The 23023-nt window shown below is 66.6% G+C and carries 21 protein-coding genes; 15 read left to right on the top strand and 6 right to left on the bottom strand.

Translation table 11 applies throughout. The features are described from left to right. Nucleotides 1-124: 124 nt before the first annotated feature. Complete coding sequence (locus tag RBB46_RS01450; RefSeq protein ID WP_306027057.1) at nt 125-2062, bottom strand: methyl-accepting chemotaxis protein; 1938 nt, start codon at nt 2060-2062, stop codon at nt 125-127. A gap of 292 nt (nt 2063-2354) precedes the next feature. Between RBB46_RS01450 and RBB46_RS01445 the strand changes: the two genes are divergently transcribed. The 3 genes from RBB46_RS01445 (at nt 2355) to RBB46_RS01435 (ending at nt 5590) form a co-directional block, all read left to right on the top strand. After that, the gene (locus tag RBB46_RS01445) at nt 2355-3227 is read left to right on the top strand and encodes a TIGR01459 family HAD-type hydrolase (protein WP_306027056.1); all 873 of its coding nucleotides are present in this window, start codon (nt 2355-2357) and stop codon (nt 3225-3227) included. A gap of 175 nt (nt 3228-3402) precedes the next feature. Continuing rightward, nucleotides 3403-4497, top strand: a complete 1095-nt coding sequence (locus tag RBB46_RS01440; RefSeq protein ID WP_306027055.1) for a hypothetical protein — start codon at nt 3403-3405, stop codon at nt 4495-4497. Further along, nucleotides 4481-5590: a peptidoglycan-binding protein gene (locus tag RBB46_RS01435; RefSeq protein WP_306027054.1), complete on the top strand. Its 1110-nt coding sequence runs from the start codon at nt 4481-4483 to the stop codon at nt 5588-5590. Before RBB46_RS01440 ends, RBB46_RS01435 begins: the two co-directional genes overlap by 17 nt. 200 nt (nt 5591-5790) lie before the next feature. On the opposite strand, the gene RBB46_RS01430 is transcribed toward RBB46_RS01435, so the two are convergent. Together RBB46_RS01430 and RBB46_RS01425 are read right to left on the bottom strand one after the other, a co-directional pair. Further along, nucleotides 5791-6468, bottom strand: coding sequence for a protein phosphatase CheZ (locus RBB46_RS01430; protein WP_306027053.1), 678 nt, complete (start codon nt 6466-6468; stop codon nt 5791-5793). 145 nt (nt 6469-6613) lie between these two features. After that, the gene (locus RBB46_RS01425; protein WP_067220588.1) at nt 6614-6997 is read right to left on the bottom strand and encodes a response regulator; all 384 of its coding nucleotides are present in this window, start codon (nt 6995-6997) and stop codon (nt 6614-6616) included. Between the two features lie 242 nt (nt 6998-7239). Between RBB46_RS01425 and RBB46_RS01420 the strand changes: the two genes are divergently transcribed. The 7 genes from RBB46_RS01420 (at nt 7240) to RBB46_RS01390 (ending at nt 14355) form a co-directional block, all read left to right on the top strand. Then, nucleotides 7240-7695 carry a MaoC family dehydratase gene (locus RBB46_RS01420; protein WP_306027052.1) on the top strand — a complete coding sequence of 152 codons (456 nt, stop codon included), beginning with the start codon at nt 7240-7242 and terminating at the stop codon, nt 7693-7695. A 145-nt stretch (nt 7696-7840) separates the two neighbouring features. Further along, complete coding sequence (locus RBB46_RS01415) at nt 7841-8875, top strand: bifunctional riboflavin kinase/FAD synthetase (RefSeq protein WP_306027051.1); 1035 nt, start codon at nt 7841-7843, stop codon at nt 8873-8875. Further along, entirely contained in the window at nt 8872-9822 is a 951-nt protein-coding gene (locus tag RBB46_RS01410) for a DMT family transporter (RefSeq protein WP_306027050.1), read from the top strand. Before RBB46_RS01415 ends, RBB46_RS01410 begins: the two co-directional genes overlap by 4 nt. A 70-nt stretch (nt 9823-9892) precedes the next feature. Beyond that, nucleotides 9893-10408, top strand: a complete 516-nt coding sequence (gene lspA / locus RBB46_RS01405; protein ID WP_306027049.1) for a signal peptidase II — start codon at nt 9893-9895, stop codon at nt 10406-10408. A gap of 118 nt (nt 10409-10526) precedes the next feature. After that, a complete protein-coding gene (locus tag RBB46_RS01400; protein ID WP_306027048.1) occupies nt 10527-11243 on the top strand; it encodes a hypothetical protein in 717 nt (238 codons plus the stop codon). Between the two features lie 230 nt (nt 11244-11473). Next, nucleotides 11474-12946: a pitrilysin family protein gene (locus tag RBB46_RS01395; protein ID WP_306027047.1), complete on the top strand. Its 1473-nt coding sequence runs from the start codon at nt 11474-11476 to the stop codon at nt 12944-12946. Between the two features lie 80 nt (nt 12947-13026). Then, complete coding sequence (locus tag RBB46_RS01390) at nt 13027-14355, top strand: pitrilysin family protein (RefSeq protein ID WP_306027046.1); 1329 nt, start codon at nt 13027-13029, stop codon at nt 14353-14355. Between the two features lie 177 nt (nt 14356-14532). On the opposite strand, the gene RBB46_RS01385 is transcribed toward RBB46_RS01390, so the two are convergent. Next, complete coding sequence (locus RBB46_RS01385; RefSeq protein ID WP_306027045.1) at nt 14533-16068, bottom strand: EAL domain-containing protein; 1536 nt, start codon at nt 16066-16068, stop codon at nt 14533-14535. Nucleotides 16069-16616: 548 nt separating this feature from the next. On the opposite strand from RBB46_RS01385, the gene RBB46_RS01380 reads away from it, so the two are divergent. From RBB46_RS01380 to RBB46_RS01360, 5 genes are all read left to right on the top strand, one after another. Beyond that, nucleotides 16617-18674, top strand: a complete 2058-nt coding sequence (locus tag RBB46_RS01380; RefSeq protein WP_306027044.1) for a methyl-accepting chemotaxis protein — start codon at nt 16617-16619, stop codon at nt 18672-18674. 260 nt (nt 18675-18934) lie between these two features. Next, nucleotides 18935-19855, top strand: coding sequence for a LysR family transcriptional regulator (locus RBB46_RS01375; protein WP_306027043.1), 921 nt, complete (start codon nt 18935-18937; stop codon nt 19853-19855). 84 nt (nt 19856-19939) lie between these two features. Beyond that, nucleotides 19940-20332, top strand: coding sequence for a VOC family protein (locus RBB46_RS01370; RefSeq protein ID WP_306027336.1), 393 nt, complete (start codon nt 19940-19942; stop codon nt 20330-20332). Between the two features lie 67 nt (nt 20333-20399). After that, nucleotides 20400-20705, top strand: a complete 306-nt coding sequence (locus RBB46_RS01365) for a YciI family protein (protein WP_306027042.1) — start codon at nt 20400-20402, stop codon at nt 20703-20705. A 149-nt stretch (nt 20706-20854) separates the two neighbouring features. Then, entirely contained in the window at nt 20855-21052 is a 198-nt protein-coding gene (locus tag RBB46_RS01360; protein ID WP_306027041.1) for a heavy-metal-associated domain-containing protein, read from the top strand. A gap of 22 nt (nt 21053-21074) precedes the next feature. Here the strand turns inward: RBB46_RS01360 and RBB46_RS01355 are convergent, their stop codons facing one another. Both RBB46_RS01355 and RBB46_RS01350 read right to left on the bottom strand, forming a co-directional pair. After that, entirely contained in the window at nt 21075-21788 is a 714-nt protein-coding gene (locus RBB46_RS01355; protein WP_306027040.1) for an ABC transporter ATP-binding protein, read from the bottom strand. Next, the gene (locus RBB46_RS01350; protein WP_306027039.1) at nt 21785-23023 is read right to left on the bottom strand and encodes an ABC transporter permease; all 1239 of its coding nucleotides are present in this window, start codon (nt 23021-23023) and stop codon (nt 21785-21787) included. The genes RBB46_RS01355 and RBB46_RS01350 overlap by 4 nt, the downstream gene beginning before the upstream one ends.

Genomic DNA, 23023 nt, shown 5'->3' with positions numbered 1-23023 from the left:
TCGTGCCCCTGTCCGGCGACAGCATCCTCCTTTTGCCTGCGCAAGGCCACCCGTGCGCCAGCATCCTCCCCGCAACAGAAAGGGGCGCCGCAGCGCCCCTTGTTTTCCCTTGTCGCTTGCCGGCTCAGGCCGCTGCCACGCCCTGCAGAAAGCGTTCGATCTCCTGCCGGAAGCGGGCGGTGTGGCGGGAGGCCTCGCCGGTCGCCCCGAGCACGGATTTCGCCGAGCGGTTGGTCTCGTCCACCGCCTCGTCCAGCTCTCCGATGCTGTCGACGACCGAGCGGGTGCGGGTTGCGGCAAGCTGGATGTTGGAACTGATCTCCGTCGTCGCCGCGCCCTGCTGGACCACGGCGGCGGCGATGGCGCTGGTGTGGTCGTTCACCTCGCCCATCGTCTCGGCGATCTCGGCAATCGCGTTGGCCGTGTCCGATGTCGCCGACTGGATCGCGACGATCTGGCCGGAGATCTCGCCGGTTGCCCGCGACGTCTGGTCGGCAAGCTGCTTGACCTCGGCGGCGACGACGGCAAAGCCGCGCCCGGCCTCGCCGGCGCGCGCCGCCTCGATGGTGGCGTTCAGCGCCAGGAGGTTGGTCTGCTCGGCAATCGCCTGGATCAGGGTCACAACCTCGCCGATCTTGGCGGCAGAGGCCGCCAGGCCGCCAACCTTGGCGTTGGTCGCCTGGGTTCCTTCCGCTGCCTTGGCGACCACTGCTGTGGTGCGCTCGACCTGGGCGGAGATCTCGCGGATCGAGGAGGCCAGTTCCTCGGCCGCGCCGGCCACCGACTGGACGTTGCCCGACGCCTCGCGCGAGGCAGACGACGCCTCGTCCGCCTGGGCCGCGCTGGAGGAGGCGACCGCTTCCAGCGTCCGCGCCGTCGCATCAAGGCTGGACGTTGCACCGTCGACAGCTGCAAGCACCTCGCGAGACGTCGCCTGGAAGCCGGAGATCAGGGCATCGACCCGCTTCTGGCGCTCGTCGCGTGCCCTCTGGTCGCCAAGCTGCTGTCCCTCCAGCCGCTCCTGCTCCACCCGGTTGTCGCGGCACACCTCGATGGCGCGGGCGATGTCGCCGATCTCGTCGGACCGCTCGCGCCCGGCCGCCTCGAAACCGGTATGGCCACCGGCCAGCTCCATGATCTGCCCGGTCACGGTGCGCAGCGGGTTGCAGATCGAGCGAACCGCGTAGAGCACGGCGGCGCCGGCAATGGCCAGCAGCAAGAGGCCGACGACGAGGCCGGCAAGCTGCGCCCTCCCGGCGATCGCCACATAGGCCGTGCGGTCGACCGCGATCACTGCCACGGCGACCTGATTGCCCGAATAGTCGCCAATGCTGAGCTGGTCGACATAATAGTCGCCCGATGCCGAAACCATGCCGCCCGAGACCGTCGCCCCGACGAGTGCGACCGGATCCATCTTCTCCGGCAGCCGGTTGCCGATCACCTCGAGCCCGCTCTCACCCTCGCGCAGGACCGCGACCGGATAGCCGGTCTTTTCGGTGAATTCGCCGACGAACATCTCGTGGAACCCCAGGCCGAACTCCACCGAACCCAGGTGCCGGCCCTCGCGCAGCACCGGCACGACACCGCGGATACCAATGCCGGCCACGCCTTTTTCCAGGCCCGAGATGTCGGTCACGCCGGCATTCGTCCCCACCACCGTGGCGCGGAAGGACGACAGGTCGTCGCCGAACTTCTCCGGCTTGTGGACCCGCAGGAAGGACGTTGCAGGCGGCAGGTGGAACTGGAACTGGCGAATGCCGAAACCGTCCTTCAGTGTCTTGAAGACGGGTACGAACTCGCCGGCGAGCGCCTCGCGGTCGCCGGCCTCGAACAGCGCCTGGATGTTGCTCTGCCCGGCAACCAGCTTGGCCATTGCCAGCGCCTGGCGGCTTTCCGCCTCGACCTGCGCCTGAAACTGTCTCTTGGCGCCTTCCACCTCGCGCTGCAGGGCGGTGTCGATCAGGCTTCCGGCGACCCATTGCGAGATCAGGACGGCGGAGACGGCGCCCAGAAGCGCGAGCGCCACCGTCACCAGGATCATTCGGGCACGTATCGTCTTCATCAATGCCTCCGCAGGAAGGGGGAAGGAAGGAAAGGTGGGAGATTTTCTCAGGCGAGGTGACCCGCAAACGAGCGGAATTCATCGTCAGGTTGCAGCCGGCAAGCTGAACAATTTCTTAACCAAACTCGCCTTCCGTAGCGGAAATTTCATCGAAAACAAGGCGTTGACGGCGTTTATCGCGCAGCAGACGCCTCCGCCCCTTCCCTTTCGGCGGCGATCAATTATGGTCCGCCGGCACAGCCGCCGCGTCGTTCCCGCCTGTTCGCGTTCCGCTTTTTCAAACGAGGTCCAGATGACCCAGCCCGCGCCGCTTCTCGTTCCCGGCCTTTCCGCCCTCGCGCCGTCCTATCGTGCCGTCCTGTGCGACGTCTGGGGCGTGCTGCACAACGGCGTCGTCTCCTTTCCCGCCGCCTGCGAGGCGCTTGCCACCTATCGCCGGGACGCCGGCGGCACCGTCGTTCTGATCACCAACTCGCCGCGCCCGGCCGGTCCGGTGGTGGAGCAGCTTGCCGGTTTCGGCGTGCCGCGCGAAGCCTATGACGACGTCGTCACATCCGGAGACGTGACGCGCGGGATGATCGATGCGACCCGGGACAAGCCGATCCTGCATATCGGCCCGGCCAGGGACCATGCCCTGTTCGACGGGCTCGACGTCCGTCTCGTCGGAGAGGCGGAGGCCGAGCAGGTGGTGTGCACCGGCTTCATGGACGACGAGAACGAGACGCCGGACGACTACCGCGAGCAGCTCGCCCGCCTGGTGGCGCGCGGGTTGCCCTTCCTGTGCGCCAATCCGGACATCGTGGTGGAACGCGGCGACCGGCTGGTGTGGTGCGCCGGTGCGCTGGCGCGGCTTTACGAGGATCTCGGCGGCACGGTGACGATCCTCGGCAAGCCGCACGCCCCGATCTACCAGGAGGCGATTGCCCGCGTCGAACGGATCGCCGGCGCGCCGGTGCCGCGCGGCGACATCCTGGCGATCGGCGACGGCCTGCCGACCGACATCCGTGGCGCCGTCGCCAACCAGCTCGACGTGCTGTTCATCACCGGTGGCATCCATGCCGCGGACTTCGGTCCGGTCGCGGAGCCGGACGAGGCCCTTGTGCGCCGCAGGCTTGCGGAGGAAGGCCTGTCGGCGCGCGCCGCCGTTCCGCATCTGGTCTGGTGAGCCAGGAAAGACCGGTTCACTACCCGGGAAGATCGCCCCCTTCCGCCTGCCGAATTCCTGCGGGAAGAGGGTAGCGCTACGTAACCCCAGTTTGTATGCTGCCCTCTGAAATAACGTTTTTGGAGACGCGATCCGTCGTTTCCGCAGTGATTGACACGCAGGGCTGGGGGGCTTCATGCGGGTTCTTGCATTCATGCCGCGGTTTGCGCGGATGGCGATGTTTGCCAGCGCGGTTCTGGCGGCAGCTCTTGCCGCATCCGGCGAGGCCACGGCCAAGAACGATGCCACGCCGCTGCAGACGTTCCAGGGCTATGTCATCAACAACGACCTGCAGGCGGCGCAGTTCTTTCTCCAGAACGGCATCGTCAAGGCCGAGGATGTCGACACCAGCACCCTGTTCCTGAAGGCGCTGTTCGCCAACAACCGCAACAGCGGGGACGCGCGGGCGCTCGACTTCGACAATATCGAGCAGGTCGGCCGGCTCTACGACTACCTGTCGGGGATCGCTCCGCTCGACCTCAACGGCCGTACCCGCTGCTGGCGGCGCGACAGGTGGACGAGCGACCGCTGGTGCGGGCTGGCGACGGTCATGCTGGCGCAGGGCGTCCGGCCGGCGACCATTTCCTTCTTTCTCCAGCGCGGCCTCGACCTGTCGGCACGCCCCGGCGAGGTCGCCTCCCCCGCTCTCGCCCTGATCGCCAATCTCGGCAGCCGCTATTCGCTGGAGGACCTAAACTGGTTCGCGCAGAACGGCCTGGAACTGGGCAAGGAGACCTTCCCCCTGTCGCAGTTCACCCGTCTGCAGGAGTTCTACGAGCTCGATCTGGAAGACGCCTACAAGATCCCCGAAGCGCGGCTGGACAGCCAGCCCTTCAACTTCCTCGACGCCCTGTCGATGACGCTGACGAGCCGCCGCTTCCGCAACCAGGAACGCAGCGCCAACCAGGACTTCCTGTGCCGCTACATCATGTTCGTGGCCGGCCAGATGCCGCCGACCTTCGATCATTTCTCCTTCCTGATGCTCAATGTGGGCGAGTTTCGCGGCGCCAATATCGGCAAGACCGACGAGGCGCGCAGCCGGCAATCCGGGCGTTTCTATTACGAAGTCTTTCCCCAGACCTGCATTTCCATGATCGGCGCGATGGCACTCAGCAGCGCCCGGCTCGACCAGATGATCAGTCATTTCGCGGCCGAGCAGGACATTTCGACGGCCCAATGGCTGGTCAACCTCAAGCAAGGAGCCTTGCAGAGCAATGTTCAGAACAACTAGCCTTCTCGTCGCCGCGGCGAGCCTCACCCTCGTTCCCCTGACCGCGCCCGAGCCGGCCCATGCCGGCGGCGAAGGGGTGGCAGCCGGCATCATCGGTTTCGCCGCCGGCGCCATCGTCGGAAGCCAGATCAACAGGAACCGGCCGCGCCGCGTCTATCGCGAGCGGGTATACCGGCCGCGGCGCACCGCCGAGGAACGCCAGTACTGGAAAAACGTCCAGGCATCGCTCAACGCGCTCGGCTTCGACGCCGGGCCTGTCGACGGTGCGCCCGGCCGCAAGACCCGCGCCGCCGTGACGCAATTCCAGATGAGCATCAATGCCGTTCCCAACGGCAAGCTGACCTCCGAACAGGCAGGCGTCCTGTTCGCGCGGATCAATTCCGGCGGCACGATGGCGACCGCACCGGCTCCCTACATGATGCCGGGCGCCGTCCCCGCCTATCAGGCGCAGGGCCAGCAGCAGGTCTATGGCGCGCCGGGCGCCCAGACCCATCAGGGCCAGACTTATCAGGGTCAGGCGTACCAAGGTCAGGCGTATCAGGGTCAGGCATACCCGGCACCGACCCAGCAGCCCGGCGCCTTTCCCCAGGCCGGCCAGCAAACGACCTTTCCGGCGCTTGCCCCGCAGCAGGGCGGCCAGCCGCAACAGGGCGGACAGCCAGTCTTCCCCGCAGCCGCCCCCTCGTCGGGCCCGGGTACGGCAACCGCCGGCACCGCCGCCTTCCCGCTGGTAGGCGGCGCGGTTGCCGGATCGGCTCCGGCCGCGGCCTCCGCCTTCCCCCCGCTTGCCGGCGCGAATGCGCAACAGCCGGCGCCGGCCATGGAGGCTCCCGCGCAGGCCGTCCCCACCGCACCGGCTCCCGTTCAGGCCGCTCCCGTTCAGGCCGCTCCGGTTCAGACCGTCTCAGCCCCGGCCGCCCCGGCCCAGAGCACGGCGCAGCCGGTGGTCCAGGTCGACGACAACGGCAACCAGTTCGTCGAGGTCAACGGCCAGCGCTTCTATCTCAATGCCGCCCCGGCGGTACCGGCCCCTTCCGCGCCCGGCGGCATGGTGGTCACGGCAGAGACCGAAAGCGTCCCGCAGCAGCAGTGACGCCTGCCGCCGTCACCGGCGGTTCGTGCCGAGATACCCACCTGTTGTCATGAAAAAAGGCCGGATCCTTGCGGATCCGGCCTTGTACGTCAGTTTCCGGCCGCTCGCGGGGGCGGGCCAGGCGGTCGCCGCGTCTCTTGGCGGACGCGGAAAACAGGCGGACATGCGTCCGGCGCGGGCAATCGCCTCGCGCGGCGCCTTTATCCGAAAAGCTTGTCGATGTCGTCCTGCGAGCCGCTGGCCAGCATGTTGTCGACATCGTCCTGCGAAACGCCCTCGCCGGCGTGCTGCGGGCCATGCAGGATCAGGTCGCGGCGGCGGCGGTCCGCCTCGCTCTCCTCGCCCGGCGCGTCGTCGCCTTCGGTGATCCTCAGCCGCTCGACGAAGGAGGTGACCCGCTCGTCGATCATGTTGAGCGTGTTGACCACCTTGGAGATGCGCTGGCCGGTGATGTCCTGGAAGGCACAGGCCTCGAACACCTCGATCATCTTGTCGTTGACCAGGTTCTGGTAATCGCCCGGCGCCATGTCGCCGGCGCCCATGATCGTCTCGGCCGCTTCCATGATCGTGTGCGTGGCGGACTCCGTCGCCTCGACAATGGCATCCAGCTCGCGCCCCGCCTCGGGGATCTGGTTGTCCTTCATGTCGTTCGGGCGCAGGTTCAGGATCTCGACCTTGAGGCGCGCGATCTCGTCGGCGATCGCGGTCAGCTCGGCGGCGATCGTCGGCTGCACGGCGCCGAGAAACTCGCGCATCGAGCCGGTCATGACCCCGGCAAGGTCGATCACGTCGTTGAGCGTGACGTCCCCCTGCCTGTCCCGGTTCTGTTCCAGGAACGAGATCAGGCCCTCGACATCCTTCTTCTTCAATGCGCCCATATCGGTCGTTGTCCTTATTGGCACGGCCGGGTTGCTGGCCGCGCATCGCCGCGTACAAGCGCTGGAGCGCATGCACCTCTCCCGTTGCCGGCAGCAAGGCCGCCGGCTTCCTCGCTCGGGCGTCCGTCCGGCGCCCGGGCCCGGATCAGTCGGAGAAGACCGCCTCGATCTTGCCCTTCAGCGTCTGCGCGTTGAACGGCTTCACGATGTAGTTGTTCACGCCGGCCTTCTTGGCGGCGATCACGTTCTCGGTCTTGGATTCGGCCGTAACCATGATGAACGGCGTCTTGCAGAGACCGGCGTCGGCGCGAACCTGCTTGAGCAGCTCGTATCCGGTCATCGGCTCCATGTTCCAGTCGGAGATGACCAGGCCATAGCGGCGCTGCTTCATCTTCTCGAGCGCTTCCGTGCCGTCCGCCGCATCGTCGATATCCTCGAAGCCAAGCTGCTTCAGGAGGTTACGAATGATACGGATCATGGTCTTGTAGTCGTCGACCACGAGGACCGGCATCTGAACATCAAGGGCCATTGTCTACTCCATACTGTCAATCTGCCCGACCCGCTTGAGCGAGCGTCTGATGCTTTTTAGATCTTCAGGAGGACGACACGTCTTTCGTGTCTCCGCCTCCCCACGCTGGCTGACCTTAGCCCGGCGCACCTGAAAACTCCGTTAATGCGCATCGGCCTATCTGCCTCGAAAGCTCAATTGCCGAGAAACGCAGGACCGGCTAGCTTCCGCCCGGCCTGGTGGACAAGGGACGGGAGGGGACCATGCTGGCGTTGCAGACACTCTATTTCGAAGATCTCGAAACGGGGCAGAGCGAAACCCTGACGAAGATTGTAAGTTCTTCGGATGTCATTGGTTTCGCCGAAGTATCCGGCGACCGCAATCCGATACACCTGTCGGAGCATTTCGCCGCCCGCACCCCGTTCCGCACCCGCATCGCGCATGGCCTTTACACCGCCAGCCTGATCTCGGCCGTGCTGGGCACGCGGCTGCCGGGACCCGGCGCGATTTATCTTTCCCAGACGCTGAATTTTCGCGCGCCGGTGCGAATCGACGACGTCGTCACGGTGACTGTGACCGTCGCGGAGCTGATCGAGCGCGGCAACCGGGCCCGCCTCGACTGCCGCTGCATGGTCGGCGACACGGTCGTCCTGGAGGGCGAGGCGATGGTCAAGGTGCCCTCGCGCCTCGAGGCCGAGGACGGCGACCCGCGCGGCTGAGGCGCGGGCCGCCCGCCGCCCGCAAGAAGGCTCCCGCGCCATCCGCGCTTGACCTTTCCCGGGCGAATGGGCAGGGTCCGCCGGCAACCCCGGCGGTCGTCTCTGCGGTCGGGAAATTCAGCCCCGGCCGCGCGCCGATGACCGAATGCCGATGACCCAGTTCGCTCCCCTTCCCTTCGTCTCGATTGCCGATCTCGACGCCTTTCCGGCAGCGCTGGAACATGGCGTGGTCGCCATCGGAAATTTCGACGGCGTGCATCGGGGCCACCGGGCGGTGCTCGACATTGCGCTTTCCGTCGCGCGCGAGGCCGGCGCGCCCGCCTATGCGCTGACCTTCGAGCCGCATCCGCGCAGCGTCTTCAACCCCGACCGGCCCGTGTTTCGCCTGACGCCGGCGGAGATGAAGGCCCGCGTTCTGGCCGCCACCGGGCTCAACGGCGTGGTCAGCCTGCCCTTCACGCGTGAATTCGCCGGCATCGAGGCCGAGGCCTTCGTCCATGACATCTTGCGCGGACAGCTGAAGATCCGCCACGCGGTCACCGGCTACGACTTCCACTTCGGCCGGGCCCGCCGCGGCACGCCCGGGTTTCTCGAGGAAGCCGGACGGACGGACGGGTTCGGCGTGACCATCGTCTCGCCGGAGAACGACGAGGCCGGCGAGGCCGTCTCCTCGACCCGCATTCGTGCAGCCCTTGCCGAGGGCGACATCGCACTCGCCAACGCGCTGCTCGGCTATCGCTGGTCGGTGGAGGCGGAAGTGCGCCACGGCGACAAGCGGGGTCGCGACCTCGGCTATCCGACCGCCAACCTGGCCCTGCCGCCCGAAACGGGGCTCGCCCACGGCATCTATGCGGTGCGCGCGGAGGTCGACGGCAGATGGATCGACGGGGTCGCCAGCCATGGCCGGCGGCCGACCTTCGACAATGGCGCACCGCTCTTCGAGGTGCATCTCTTCGACTTTTCCGGCGATCTCTACGGCCGGCGGATGCGGGTGATGATTGCCGCCTATCTGCGCCCCGAAGAGCAGTTCGACAGCATCGAGGCGCTGATCGCGCAGATGGACCGGGACAGCGCCGAGGCGCGCGCCGCGCTTGCCAGCCTCGTGCCGCTTGGATCGGTCGACCTTGCCGTCAACGGCGCGGCGGCCGGCGGCGGCGGAGATGGAGACGGCGGGGCATGACAGCGCACATCCCGGCACCGGCCGCATCGGTGATGCGGGGCATCGCCCTGATGTCGGCGGCGATGCTGCTCGTGCCGCTGATGGACGTCACCGCCAAATACCTCACCGCGACCCAGCCGCCGCTGCAGATCACCCTTGGCCGCTTCGCCTTCCAGATGCTGTTTGCGCTGCTCACCGCCGCGATCGGCCCCGGGCTTGCCGTGCTGCACGCACCGCGCCTTTGGCCGCACCTCTTGCGCGGGTTCTTCCTGTCGGGCGCAAGCGTGTGCTTCTTCACGGCTCTGGCGACGATGCCGGTCGCCGACGCCATCGCCATTTTCTTCGTCGAGCCGATGATCCTGACAATCCTGTCGGCGGTACTGCTCAAGGAACCGGTTGGCCCGCGTCGCTGGGCCGCCGTTGCCGTCGGCCTGGTCGGCGCGATGATCATCATCCGACCCGGATTCGCCAATTTCGGACTGACGGCGCTGCTGCCGCTGGCCGCGGCCCTCCTGTTCGCGCTGTATCTCGTGATCACCCGCAAACTGTCCGGCGAGGGCGGCATGCTCTGCGTCCAGTTCACCGCCGGGGTCGGCGGCGTGATGCTGCTCGGCACGCTGTTTCTCATCGCCAATGTCGCCGGCTACGAGCCCGGCCTTGCGGTGATGCCGGACCTGCCCGGCTGGGGGCTCCTGGCCATCGTCGGGGCGCTGTCCTTCTTCGCCCACGGGCTGATCGTCAAGGCCTTCGCGGCCGCGCCCGCGTCCGTGCTGGCTCCGTTCAACTATCTGGAGATCGTCAGCGCGACCCTGTTCGGCTATCTCGTCTTCGGCGATTTCCCCGACGGCCCGACCTGGGTCGGCATTGCCCTCATCGTCGCCAGCGGCATCTACATCGCCCATCGCGAGAACCGGCAGAGCCGCGAGGAACTGGCCGCACGCATCAACCGCACCGGCCCGCCCGACTGATCGCACCGACAGGAGCCCTTGCGCAGGCTCCGGCGCCCGCTCGTCCTGTCCGCCGCCTTGAGGATACCCGATGACCCGCTTCCGTTTCTGGGGACACGCCAGCCTTCCCGTCCTGTGCATCGCCGTTGCCGGCATGCTTGTCGACCAGGCCTTCAAGGCCTGGATGCTCTACGGCTTCGACATCGCGGCGCGCGGCCGGGTCGCGGTGACCCCGTTCCTCGATCTCGTCATGGTCTGGAACTACGGGATATCCTACGGTCTGTTTCAGCAAGAAGCCGATCTCGGCCGCTGGTTGCTGGTCGGCGTCACGCTCGTCGTCGCGGCGCTGTTCTGGGTCTGGGGCAGCCATGCGACCAGAAAGATGCAGGTCGCCGGCTTCGCGTTGGTGATCGCCGGCGCGCTCGGCAACGGCATCGACAGGGTCGTCCATGGCGCGGTCGCCGACTTCTTCCATTTTCACGTCGGCAGCTTCTCGTGGTATGTCTTCAACCTTGCCGACGTGTGGATCGTTGCCGGTGTGGCCGCTCTGCTGTATGACAGTTTCCTTGGCGGCCCCAATGATGCCGCAAAGAGTCCGTCTGAGTAGGCGAGAGATTTTCCGCGCGCTCGACCGGCGTGCCCCGCTTGCAGGATCGGCGACCGCCATGACAGCGAGCAGGGCCATGCAGGCCGTGTCGCGCCAGAACCGTTGAAGGATCGCCGCCGTGTCGCGTCGTAACCAGACCGAAAGCCCTGCAAGCCCGACCCTCCGCCGCGGCCGGCTTGCCCTTGTCGTTGCAGGCGCGCTCGTGCTCGCGGGCTGCCAGCACGGTGCGGACGGCTTCAACGACGGATCGTCCTCCGACGAGGCTCCGGATGTCGCGATGGTCCGCTCCCTGATGGAAGGTCTCGGCGCGGTCGATGCCAAGACCGAGGCGAAGATCGAGTACAAGCCGCGCGCCCCGCTCGCCATGCCCGCGTCGATGGATTCTCTCCCCCAGCCGGAGGAAGAGAAGGTCGTCGCCAACTGGCCCGAGCAGGATGACGCCCAGCTCAAGAAGATTCAGGAAATCTACCGGGACAAGGCCGACATCGACAAGCAGGGCCGCAGCAACATCTACCAGTCGCGCGGCATCAAGGAGCTTGCCAGCGGCGGCGCCAACCGCGACATCCAGGCCGAGATCCGCCAGGAAGAGAAGCTCGACGACGCCAGGATGAAGCCGAACGAGCTCAACCAGCGCGTTGGCGTGGCCAAGGAGCAGACCGGGATCTTCGACGCCAATGGTCAGCCCGTCCGGCGCTACCTGATCGAACCGCCGACGGAATATTCCAAGCCTTCGCCCGACGCGCCGATGGCCGAGCCGACCCGGACCGCGCAGCAGCCGCAGAAGTCCGATATCGAACTGCTGATGGATGGCCGCTCGGCACGCACGCTTCGCTGAGCGCCGCCGTCGTTCGAACGCCAGGCTGACATGCGCCGGGACAGCGATGCCCCGGCGTTTTCATTGGCGGCACCCGGCTTCCGAACCCCGCGGGCCATGCGTCCGGCCGGGCGCCGGACCGGTCGGCACGACAGACCCGGCAACCTTACCAAAAGTTCACGGGCTTTTGCGCCGCCGCTGCCTATATCTCGATACATCGCAGCATTGCCATGATCCCGGAGGTCGTTCCCTTGTCGCAATCCGCTAGAGCCTTGCCGCGCCGCATTCGGCAGACCGCACTGCTTGCCGGCGCCTGCGCGCTGCTGGCGCTCGCGCCCGCCGCCGCGCGTGCCGAAGTTCCGCAGGCGGCGGACGCCGCCGCCTTCGCCGACATCAAGATCGGTGGCGAGATGAGCTCCTTCAGCCTCGACAACGGGCTTCAGGTGGTGGTTATCCCCGACACGCGGGCTCCGGTCGCCACCCACATGATCTGGTACAAGGTCGGCGCCGCCGACGAGCCGGACGGCATGTCGGGCATTGCCCATTTCCTCGAGCACCTGATGTTCAAGGGCACGCCGACCAACCCGAACGGCGCCTTCTCCAAGCGGGTTGCCGAGATCGGCGGACAGGAGAACGCCTTCACCTCCAACGACTACACGGCCTATTACCAGCGCGTCGCCAAGGAGCATCTCGCCGAGATGATGGCACTCGAGGCCGATCGCATGGAAAACCTCGTGCTCTCGGATGAGGTCGTGCTGCCCGAGCGCGATGTCGTTCTGGAGGAGCGCCGTCAGCGGGTGGAGAACGATCCCAGCTCGATGCTCGGCGAAACGCTCGATGCGATGCTCTATGTGAACCACCCCTACGGCACGCCGGTGATCGGCTGGCCGGGCGAGATTTCCGCCCTCGACCGCGAGGACGCCATCTCCTTCTACGACCGCTTCTACACCCCCAACAACGCCATCCTGATCGTTGCCGGCGACGTCACCGCCGACGAGGTGCGCCGCCTTGCGCAAGAGACCTACGGCAAGGTCGCGCGCCGGGCCGAGCCGGGCGAGCGCGATCGTCCGCGGCCGCAGGCCTTGCCGGGCGCGATGGAGGTCAGCTACGCCGATCCGCGCGTCAACCAGCCGAGCCTGCGCAAGGCCTGGATCGTGCCGAGCTATACCAGCGGCGAAACGCGGCAGGCGGCCAGCCTCGACCTGCTCGCCGAGATCCTCGGCGGCGGCAGCACCAGCCGGCTCTATCGCGACCTCGTCATCGACAAGGGCATCGCCACCTCGGCCGGCGGCTGGTACCAGTCGAGCTCGCTCGACGACACCCGCTTCATGATCTACGCGGTGCCCGCCGACGGCACCACGCTGGAAGACGCCGGCGCTGCCGCGCTCGACGTGCTGCGCAACGTTGCCGAGGCCGGCGTCACCGACGAAGAGCTGGAGCGGGCCAAGAAAAGTCTCCTGTCCTCCGCCCTTTATGCCCAGGACAGCCAGACCAGCCTTGCGCGCATCTTCGGTGTGGCGCTGACCACCGGATCGACCATCGACGAGGTGCGCGACTGGCCGGCGGAGATCGCCGCGGTTACCGCCCAGGACGTGCAGGAGGCCGCCCGCACCCATCTCGCAGCGGCTCCGGTGACCGCCTATCTGCGGCCCTCGCCGGCACCCGCACCGGCCACCGCCGATGCGGCCGCGCCGGCCGGTTCCGGAGAGGCCGCCAAGCAATGACACATACGGGCCCCATGCCGCGCCACGGATCCCGTCCGAGCCGCGCGCCCTCAGACGACCGCCATCCAGGGAGCTTCCCGATGACCGCTTTCACCGCAACCGGACGCCGCCTCGCCGCCGCCGGGTTCCTTGTTGCCGGCCTGTTCGCCGCGACACTGCCCGCCGCCGCAATGGACATCCAGGAGATCACCACCCCCGGCGGGCTGACCGCCTGGCTGGTGCAGGACGACACGGTTCCCATCGTCGCCATCAAGTTCGCCTTTGCCGGCGGCGCCTCCCAGGACCCGGACGGCAAGGAGGGTCTTGCCAACCTCCTTTCGGCGACGCTGGACGAGGGCGCCGGGGATCTCGATTCCCAGGCCTTCCAGACGCGGCTCGAGGACCTTTCGGTACGCATCGGCTTCGATACGGGCCGCGACAATTTCTACGGCTCGCTGCGCACGCTGACCCCCAATATCGACGATGCGTTCGAGATGCTGCGACTTGCGGTCAACGAACCGCGCTTCGACACGGACGCGGTCGAGCGGATGAAGCGGCAGATCGTCTCCGGCCTGCGCCGCGAGGCCAACGATCCCGATGCCATCGCCGGCCGGGTCTGGGCCGAGGCCGCCTTTCCGGGCCACCCCTATGGCCGCCCCTCCAGCGGCACGCAGGACAGTGTCACGGCGCTCTCGCCCGAGGATCTCGCCGCGTTGCACGGCCGCCTCTTCGCGCGCAAGGACCTGAAGATCTCGGTCGTCGGCGCCATCGGGCCGGAGCGCCTCGCGGCGCTGCTCGACAGCGTCTTCGGCGCACTGCCGGAGGCCGGCGAACTGGTCGCCGTCGCCGACACGGCGCTGTCGCCGGAAGGCGAGCGCAAGAGCATCGCGCTCGACGTGCCGCAGACATCGATCCGCCTCGGCCTGCCGGCGCTGAAGCGTGACGATCCGGACTTCATCCCGGCCTTCGTCATGAATCACATCCTGGGCGGCGGCTCCTTCTCTTCCTGGCTCTACGAGGAAGTGCGCGAGAAGCGGGGGCTTGCCTATTCGGTCGGGTCGTACCTCATCCCTTATGAGCATGCCGGTCTGTGGATGGCGGCAACCGGCACCCGCTCCGACCGGGCGGAGGAGACGCTGGCGATCATCCAGGCGCAGATCGCCCGGATGGTGAGCGAGGGGCCGAGCGCGGAGGAACTGACCAAGGCCAAGGCCTACATGACCGGTTCCTATGCCCTGCGCTTTGACACGTCCGACAAGATCGCCGACCAGCTTCTCGGCCTCCAGGTGGAAGAGCTCGGGATGGACTATATCGACACGAGAAACAGCCTGATCGAGGCGGTAACGCTTGAGGACGTGCGCCGCGTGGCCGACCGGTTGTTGAAGGATGCAAGGCCGCTCGTGGTCACGGTGGGCTCGGGGGCAAGCTGAACCCGCGACCCGGCGGCGGCTCGGACCCAGACCCGGACCCGGGCCGGCCGCATCGCCTGAAAACGTCAAAGGCGGCGGGCTTTTGCCCTGCCGCCTTTTGCATGTCCGCCTTTTGCATGTCTGCCTGCCATCTGCCTGCGAGGCAGGACGCGCCACCTGAAAGGCGCCCGGTCCCGCCTATTCGGCGGCGCGGCGCACCGGTTTTTGCGCAGGCCTTGCCTGCAGCACTTCAGGGCGCACCGGGCGCGGCGGCGAGAACAGGTAGCCCTGGCCGATGCGCGCGTCGTAGTCGAGGATCTCCAGGACCTGCGCCTCGGTCTCGACATGGTCGACGATCAGCTCCATGGCGAAGCGGCGCAAGAGGTCTCCCAGGTCGGCCGGATGGATATGGCTTGCCGGCATGTGCTCGGTGCCGATCAGGCGGCTGGCATGCAGCTTCACGAAGCGGAAGCCGCGGTCCGAGAGGTTCTTGAAATCCATCTTCAGGTCCGAGACCCGGTCCATGGAGAAGCGGTATCCGAGCTCGGCGAGCGCGGCGAGGCTCTCCAGCTCCAGCGCGCCCATCTCGTTGACGTCGTCCTGGGTGAATTCGAAGGTGAGCTGACCGGCGAAACCGTCATTGGCACGCAGGAAGTCGAGGAAGCCGGGGAAGAAGCGCTCGTCCACCAGCGTCTGCGACGACAGGTTGACGAAGAGCCCCGAGCGCCGGTTGCGGCTGGTCAGGCGGCGCAGCACCTGGACCGCGCGAAACAGCATCAGGTTGTCGATCGCCGGCATCATCCGGGCACGGATCGCCTCGGCGATGAAATCGACCGGCTCCAGGTAATTGTCGTTCGCGTCGCGGATGCGGGTCAGCGCCTCGTAGTCACGCACCTGGCGCTGCGGCAGGCTGACCAGCGGCTGCATGAACAGGTCGACGCGATTGTTGTCGAGCGCATCCTGGATGACGCGGCGCAGTTCCGGGTCCGGGCGCGGCTCCTCGCGGGCGCGCGGCATGCCTGCACGGGGGTCGTGACGCGGCGCGGGGCGTGTGTCCCTGCCGGGATCGCCGCGATGGCCGGCGCCGGCGTCCCTGCGGCCTTCGTCCCTGCGCCCTTCGTCCCTGTGACCATCATCCCTGTGGCCGTCATCCCGGTACCCGGCGTCTCCATGTCCCGAATGCCCGCCCCCGATGCGCTCGGGCGTGACATGATCGAGCCCCGCCCCCTGCCCGCTGCCGGCCGGGCGTGTCTGCCCGGTATAGCCCAGCGCACGCGGCGCCTCTTCGTAGCGGGCGAAGCGCTCCTGCGGCGGCGGCGGAAGCTGGCGGGTTTCCTGTTCGTCGATCCGGTCTTCCATGCCGGCCATGGCCTCGGCCATCTGCTTGATCAGGCTGCCAAGCACCTCGACCTCGGCAAAGAGCGGGTCGATCTCCTCGCGGGTCCGGCGCGGCAGGTTCGTCTCCATGCCGGAAAGACGCCCCTCGAGATTGCCGATGTCCTCGTCGACCTCGAGCACGCGTTCCTCCAGCATCGACACCTTTTCGGAGATGTCGCTGCGTTCGCGTTGACGGGCAAAGACGAGCTGCAGCACCGCCATGGTGCACAAAAGCGCAAGGCCGAGCGAAATCGCCTCGCCCGCGGGACGGGAGAACTGGAAGATCATGATCGCGGCGACAGAGGCGGCGATCACCCCCATGCAGAGGAAAATGAAGATGCTTGTCGCGCGTGCCATACCTGTCCGGCCATGCTCGAGCTTCCGAGGAAGCCGAATCAAACCTACCCCTAATAATGCATGAATACGACGATTCTTCCGAGTCTCCAGCCCCGACTGGCGATGAACGCAGTGCGTGACCCGGTGTTGCCCGCCGCTCCGGGTGCCGGTCGGCTCTTTCCCGGGTCCGCTGCTTCGGGCACGCGACAGGCGCGCGCGCTCCCCGGGACTTTCCGCTAGACGCTTGCGTTTCCAGCCAAACGGCATGCCGTCGATTTCGCCATGAAACCATGGAGCGACGGAAAGTATTAAAGTATGAAATTTCAAACAACATCAAAAATGAAGCACGCTCATGAAAGTGAATTTATTTCACTTTCCGCAATTAACGATTTTTGTTGCGTGAAATATATTGTTAATCAACATTCAGATTAAATATACGCAGGAATACTTAGAAGAATCGTCTCGAACTAAGGAAGAATTGGCGCAGGCGGACTGCGCGAGAAGCGAAATCACCCCTCGTTCCAGAACGGGTGAGACGTCTCAAATTCTTGCCTGGAGGGTGCCCCATCATGAACTTGAGTGTCAGCAAGAAGATCTCCCTGCCGCTGGCGGCCCTGCTGCTGGTCGTCGGAGCTGCCTCGCTTGCGATCCAGAAGGTCAACTTCGACGCGACGGCCGACGCCAGATTGATCAGCGAACGCGACGTTCCCGCGGTCCTCAACAGCCTTCAGATGCTGGACGAGATCGGCCAAATGAACTCCAACGTCCTCGAATACATTTCCGGCGAGATGGACGAACGCGCGGCCTTCGCCGAAAACTACAAGGCGTTTGAGCAGTATCTCGCCCGTTTCAAAGACGCCGTAGGAGCCGATCACTCCGCGGTGGCGCCTCTCGCCGCGCTGGCGGCCGAGTATCGGAAACAGGCGATGACACGCGTCTTCGATACGTTCGATCCAGGCGGAGAGGCTCTCGCCAGGCAGCAGGTCGATGCGCTGCAGGCAACAGGCGGCGAAATCCAGTCCCTGCTGCGGGAGCTGAAGGACAGCGAAGTCGCGGAGGCCGGCAGTTCCAGCGACATGGCCGAGATCATCGGCGACGACATCCCGGGCATGCGCCTCTATTACGAGCTGATCGACAAGGCCACCCACATGGCCTTTGCGCTCAACGCGCACCTGCGGGGTACCGCGGACATGCCGGCGGCCTTCGAGGCCGACGTGAAGGACTTCGCCTCTCTTCTCGCCGCATTGCGGCCGCTCGAGCGCAAGCCTTTGGAGACCGAGGCCCTCGACAAGGTCGAAGCCCTTTTCGGAACCCTTGTCGTGGGTGGCCGGGAGGTGTTCGCGGCCTTCGATCCGGCGGCAAAACAATCCGCTCTCGCGGCCGTCAACGAGATGGAGCACAAACTCTACGCCAAGCTGCAGGCACATATCGACGATGTTTCATCGACCGGCGAAGCGGAGAGCATTGCTTTGCTCGACCGCCTCCAGGAGGAGGTCGAGTTGTCGATGATGGCGGTATGGGGGTTGCTCGCCGCATCGCTGGCGATCGGCGGCGGCATCCTGCTGCTTGTCAACCGCGCAGTTGCCTCGCCACTGCGCTCGCTGACCGGGACGATGACGGAACTCTCTTCCGGCAATCTGGAGACGGAGATCCAGATCGACGACCGGCGCGACGAGATCGGCGACATGGCCCGCGCGCTCTCCGTCTTCAAGGACAGCATGATCGAGGCCCGCGACCTGGCTGCGCGCGAGAAGCGCGACCTGGCCGGGCGGGAGCAGCGCTCCCAGCGTATCGCGGCGGCCACAGCCGAGTTCGAGGAAAGCATCAACGACCTTCTGGGCACGGTTGCCGACGCCTCCCGGGAGATGGAAAAGACGGCCCACTCGATGCGCGAGACTGCCGGAGACACCAGCGAGCGCGCGTCGAACGTGGCAAGTGCGGCGGAGGAAGCCTCGACCAACGTCCAGACCGTTGCCAGCGCGGCGGAGGAGTTGACGGCATCCATCCAGGAGATCGCCCGGCAGGTGGTTCAATCCTCCGAAATCGCCAGCCAGGCAACACAGCAGGCGGAAGCGACCAACCGCCAGATCCAGGGCCTGTCCCAGGCGGCGCAGCGGATCGGCGACGTCGTCGCGCTCATCTCGGCCATCGCCGAGCAGACGAATCTTTTGGCGCTTAACGCCACGATCGAGGCGGCGCGCGCCGGGGAAGCGGGCAAGGGCTTTGCCGTCGTCGCCACCGAGGTCAAGGAACTTGCCAGCCAGACTGCAAAGGCCACCAGCGACATCAGCCAGCAGATCACCGACGTCCAGCAGGAGACGGAGAACGCCGTCGGGGCGATCGAAAGGATCAGCTCCGTGATTGTCGACATCAACCGGATCTCGGCCAGCATCTCGGCCGCGGTGGAGGAGCAAAGCAGTGCCACCGGCGAGATCGCCCGCAATGTCGAGCAGGCATCGATCGGCACGCGGGAAGTTACCAGCAACATAGCCGAGGTGACACGTGCAGTCGGCGAATCCCGAACCGCCTCGGAGCAGGTGACCTCCGTCGCCCTGCAGGTGAGCAATCAGGCCGACCTGCTCAAGATGCATATCGAGGCTTATCTCGAAAAGGTTACGGCAGCCTGAGTGCCGTAAGGGAATGGCCGGTGCTCCACCCCTCCCGTCTTCCACCGGCACCGGCCATTCCTGCCAAGCGCCCGGCCCATTCCCGCCGGTTTCCAAACGCCGCCCGGAATGCGAGGCGACGCGCACGTTGATTTGACCGGAACGCGGACCCCGCCTGGGTAATATCGGCTTCCGGAGCAAGATTGCTTCAGGCAACCGTGCGCGTTCCGGGGGTTTTCGTCAGGTCGGGCAGACCGTGGCGACCACTTGTGGAGTGACCGATGACCACCAAATATCCCTTGCGCAGCCTCCAGGTCTTCGAATCCGTTGCACGCCACCTGTCCTACGGACTGGCCGCGACGGAACTCAACATCTCGCCCAGCGCCATCAGTCATCAGATCAACAACCTGCGGAGCCAGGTCGGCGAGGAGCTGTTCACCCGCGAAAAGGGCGCCATCCTGCTGACGCCCAAGGGTCAGCGGCTGGCGGACTCGCTCAACATCGCCTTCGAGCAGATCAACGAATCCGTGCGCGACTGCATCGGCGGTAGCGAGAAGCGGACGGTCCGCATCGCCGTGTGCAGCTGCTTCGGTTTCGGCTGGATCTCGCGCCGGATCAGCAAGTTCGCCGAGCACTATCCGGATATCGACCTGCAATTGCGCATGTATACGGGCGACCCGCTGAAGACGGACGCGGTGGCCGATATCTTCGTTTCGATCATGCCGTTCGACAGCGGCTTCTATTCGGCACACCTGCTGGACGAGGATCTCGTCTGCGTGGCGCCTTGGCCGATGAACCTTGCCGCGCTGCGCGCGAGCCCGTTGCCGCTGATCACCACAAGCATCGACGAGCAGGTCTTCTGCCGCGACTGGACCGGCTATGTGCGGGCGTGCAATCTCGACCTGCCGCAAATCGGGGCCGGTCACCTGGTGCAGTGCTCCCACTACATCCTGGCGTTGTCCATGGTGCGCGAAGGGGTGGGCATCGGCCTGCTGCCAGGCTTCCTCGCCCAGGACGACCTGCAACGCCACTGCGTGCATGTCGTCGAGGGAACCCGGACGATCCCCTCCGGCAAGACCTATCATATCGGCTACAAGCTGGCGCGGCGGGACGACCGGAACCTCAGGCAGGTTGTCGACTGGATCCGTCGCGAAACCTCCCTCTCGCTCGCCGAGCCGGCGCAACTGGCCCGGGGGGCCTGAACCGGTCGACCAACCGGCATCCGACCGTTGCCATATCCTGGTCTCGCTGAGATCATGCAGGTACCGCAACCGGAGGTCGCCACCGTGCCGCAATCCCTTGCCCATGTCGCCATCGTCGTGAGGGACTATGACGAGGCGATCGGCTTTTATGTAGGCACGCTGGGTTTCGAACTCGTCGAGGACAGCGACCAGCCCGAACAGGACAAGCGCTGGGTCGTCGTCAGACCGAAAGGCGCGGGCAGCACGTCCCTGCTTCTCGCCCGCGCCTCGACGCCCCACCAGGAGCAATACATCGGCGACCAGGCCGGCGGGCGGGTGTTCCTGTTCCTCGCCACCGACGATTTCGACCGTGATCATGCCGCCTATCTTGCCGCCGGGATCACCTTCGTCCGCGAACCGAAGCAGGCCGACTACGGCAAGGTCGCCGTCTTCCGCGATCTCTACGGCAACCTTTGGGATCTGGTGCAGTTCGCCTGACACACCGCGCAGGATGGGGTATGCCCCTTGCCCGGCGCCTGGTGCGCGCCGCCGAAGGAGACCGCCAATGCCGCTGATCGCCGAGGGACAGAACCTTTTCATCGTCGACATCGAGTATGTCGTGCCGCTGGGCGAGGTCGAGCCGCTGATCCCCGACCATGTCGCCTTTCTCGAGCGCAACTATGCGCAAGGCCGCTTTCTCGCCTCCGGGGCCAAGGTGCCCCGAACCGGCGGCGTCATCGTCGCCGTTGCGCAGAGTCGGGAGAGCGTGGAGGAGATCATCGGCGCCGATCCGTTCCATGCCCGTGGCATTGCCCGCTACACGATCACCGAGTTCCGCCCGACGCGAACCGCCCCCGGCCTTGCCGGCTGACAGTCTTTCCGGCCGGCGGAACGGCCGCGCGTTTTGCGCTTGACCTTCCAGTTGCCGGAAGCTCCATCCTCCGCCCGATCAGGCAGCCGTCCCGCCGCCGCCATATCGAGGGCGTCTTCGCGGACCGGCACGAGCAAACGGAAACCACGATGATCGAAATCAGGATCGAAGGCATGACCTGCGGCGGATGCGTCGCCTCGGTGAAAAAGGCGATCCTCGCCGCCGACCAGGCGGCAAGCGCCGAGATCGACCTGGCCAGCGGCAAGGCGGCGATCGAGACCACCCTGCCGCAGGCCCGCATCGTCGAGGCGATCGAGGCGGCCGGCTACGACGTCGTCGCCGGCTGAGCCTCCCTTCCCCCGTTCGTCCTCACGGGTCGGCCAGCATCCCGTCGACCAGGTGCAGGCGTCGGTCCATGCGTGCCGCCATGTCGAGATCGTGGGTGACGGCGATCACCGTCTTGCCGTGGTCGTCGACCAGCGCGCGCAGGATCTCGAACACCTGTTCGGAGGACTTGCTGTCGAGGCTGCCGGTCGGCTCGTCGGCGAGAATCGCCGGCGGCTCGTTGGCCAGCGCCCGGGCCACCGCGACGCGCTGGCGCTGACCGCCGGAGAGCTGGTCGGGCAGCTTGTCGGCGTGGTCGGCCAGGCCAAGCTCGGCAAGCAGGCTTTCGGCACGCGCGCGCATTTCGCCGCGCGACAGGCGGGCGAGCTTTCGCATCGGGATCATCACGTTCTCCGCCACCGTGAATTCCGGCAGGAGAAAGTGGAACTGGAAGACGAAGCCGAGAGACGCGAGGCGCATGCGCGCGCGGCGCGCCTCCGACAGGCGGTGCGTCGCCTCGCCCTCGACCAGCACCTCGCCTTCGCTGGGCACGTCGAGCAGGCCGAGCAGATAAAGCAGCGACGACTTGCCCGAGCCCGACGGACCGGTGATGGCGACGAACTCGCCCGGCTGGATCGCAAGGTCGATGCCGCGCACCAGCGTCACAGGCACGGTGCCGGGCAGCACGCGGGTCAGCCCGCGCGCTTCGATGAGCGGCACCCGGGCGGCATCGGAGCCGGTTGCCGGCGGCGCGCTCACGAGGCCCCCCGGATGATCTCGACCGGATTGAGGGAGGCCGCCTTGCGCGCCGGCACGTAGCCGGCGATGCCGGAGGAAAACAGCGCGAAGCCGCAGGCAATCGCATAGTGCAGCGGGCTGTAGGCGAGCGGCAGCGAGGTCATCTCGATGTTGGTTTTCACCTCGAAGGTCAGCGACCCGAGGCCCACGCACAACCCGTAGCCGAGAGCGGAGCCGAGAACGGAGCCCAGCGCCCCGATCGCCAGTCCCTCGGTCAGGAAGATCCGACGGATATCGCGCTGCTCGAAACCCAGCGACTTGAGAATGGCAATGTCGCGCGCCTTTTCGTGGACGATGGTCGAGACGATTGTGAAGATGCCGAAACCGGCGACCAGCAGGATCGCTCCAACCACCGTGTACATGATGATGTTGCGCACCACGAGCACCTCCATCAGGCTCTCGTTGGCCTCCTGCCAGGAGGTCGCGCGGTAGCCGGTCATGCGCTCGACGCGGGCGGCGACCGCGCGCGCCGCGTTGACGTCGTCGAGGCGGATGGCCAGCCGGTTGATCACGTTCGGCCGGGCGAACAGCACCTGCGCCGTCTTCAGCACCGTGAAGCCGGTGGCCTCGTCCGCCTGGGTCACGCCGGTGTGGAAGGTGCCGACGATCTTCAGCCGCCGGACCGCGCCGGCCGAGGTCGAGACCGCGATCGTGTCGCCGAGCCTGGCACCGAGCTTTTCGGTCACGCCGTCGCCGACGACGATGCCGTTGAGATTGGCGGCAAGCTCCATGAACGAGCCTTCGCGCATGTCCTCGCCGATGGTGGAGACGCGCAGGTAGGTGGCCGGATCGATGCCCGTCAGCGACAGCGCCACGTCGCGCCCGCCGTAGCGCAGCACCGCCTGGCCGGAAAGCGAGGCGGCCATGCGGCCCGGCAGCCAGCTTTCCAGCATCGCCTCCAGCCGGACGGGATTGCGCAGGCCGCGCGTGTCGTCGTCGGGCCTTGCGCCGATGACATTGACGGCGCCGAAGCGTTCCGCCGCAGGCGGCGGGGCGGCCTCGCGGCGGTCGTCGCTCACCTCGACATGCGGGATCGCATCTATCAGGGTGGCGATGAAGTCGTCCTGCGAGCCCTGCATCAGCGAGGCCATGGCGATGGAAAAGCCGACGCCGAGCATCACCCCGAGCACCGAGATGATGCTTTGCCGCAGCCGACCGCCGATATGAGTGAGGGCGATGGACAAGACCAGGGGCAT

The organism is Stappia sp. MMSF_3263 (genome assembly GCF_030733745.1).
Classification (GTDB): Bacteria; Pseudomonadota; Alphaproteobacteria; order Rhizobiales; family Stappiaceae; genus Stappia.
Note: the sequence above shows the minus strand (reverse complement) of the source record. Positions and strands in the feature narration are given on the sequence as shown.

Bases quoted from the DNA above. Each gene is read 5' to 3' on its own strand.
- RBB46_RS01435 (WP_306027054.1), top strand. From the start codon at position 4,481: ATGTTCAGAACAACTAGCCTTCTCGTCGCCGCGGCGAGCCTCACCCTC.
- RBB46_RS01365 (WP_306027042.1), top strand. From the start codon at position 20,400: ATGCCGCTGATCGCCGAGGGACAGAACCTTTTCATCGTCGACATCGAG.
- RBB46_RS01430 (WP_306027053.1), bottom strand. From the start codon at position 6,468: ATGGGCGCATTGAAGAAGAAGGATGTCGAGGGCCTGATCTCGTTCCTG.
- RBB46_RS01440 (WP_306027055.1), top strand. From the start codon at position 3,403: ATGCGGGTTCTTGCATTCATGCCGCGGTTTGCGCGGATGGCGATGTTT.
- RBB46_RS01385 (WP_306027045.1), bottom strand. From the start codon at position 16,068: ATGGCACGCGCGACAAGCATCTTCATTTTCCTCTGCATGGGGGTGATC.
- RBB46_RS01390 (WP_306027046.1), top strand. From the start codon at position 13,027: ATGACCGCTTTCACCGCAACCGGACGCCGCCTCGCCGCCGCCGGGTTC.
- RBB46_RS01450 (WP_306027057.1), bottom strand. From the start codon at position 2,062: ATGAAGACGATACGTGCCCGAATGATCCTGGTGACGGTGGCGCTCGCG.
- RBB46_RS01445 (WP_306027056.1), top strand. From the start codon at position 2,355: ATGACCCAGCCCGCGCCGCTTCTCGTTCCCGGCCTTTCCGCCCTCGCG.
- RBB46_RS01425 (WP_067220588.1), bottom strand. From the start codon at position 6,997: ATGGCCCTTGATGTTCAGATGCCGGTCCTCGTGGTCGACGACTACAAG.
- RBB46_RS01380 (WP_306027044.1), top strand. From the start codon at position 16,617: ATGAACTTGAGTGTCAGCAAGAAGATCTCCCTGCCGCTGGCGGCCCTG.
- RBB46_RS01350 (WP_306027039.1), bottom strand. From the start codon at position 23,023: ATGCCCCTGGTCTTGTCCATCGCCCTCACTCATATCGGCGGTCGGCTG.
- RBB46_RS01410 (WP_306027050.1), top strand. From the start codon at position 8,872: ATGACAGCGCACATCCCGGCACCGGCCGCATCGGTGATGCGGGGCATC.
- RBB46_RS01420 (WP_306027052.1), top strand. From the start codon at position 7,240: ATGCTGGCGTTGCAGACACTCTATTTCGAAGATCTCGAAACGGGGCAG.
- RBB46_RS01375 (WP_306027043.1), top strand. From the start codon at position 18,935: ATGACCACCAAATATCCCTTGCGCAGCCTCCAGGTCTTCGAATCCGTT.
- RBB46_RS01415 (WP_306027051.1), top strand. From the start codon at position 7,841: ATGCCGATGACCCAGTTCGCTCCCCTTCCCTTCGTCTCGATTGCCGAT.
- lspA (WP_306027049.1), top strand. From the start codon at position 9,893: ATGACCCGCTTCCGTTTCTGGGGACACGCCAGCCTTCCCGTCCTGTGC.
- RBB46_RS01360 (WP_306027041.1), top strand. From the start codon at position 20,855: ATGATCGAAATCAGGATCGAAGGCATGACCTGCGGCGGATGCGTCGCC.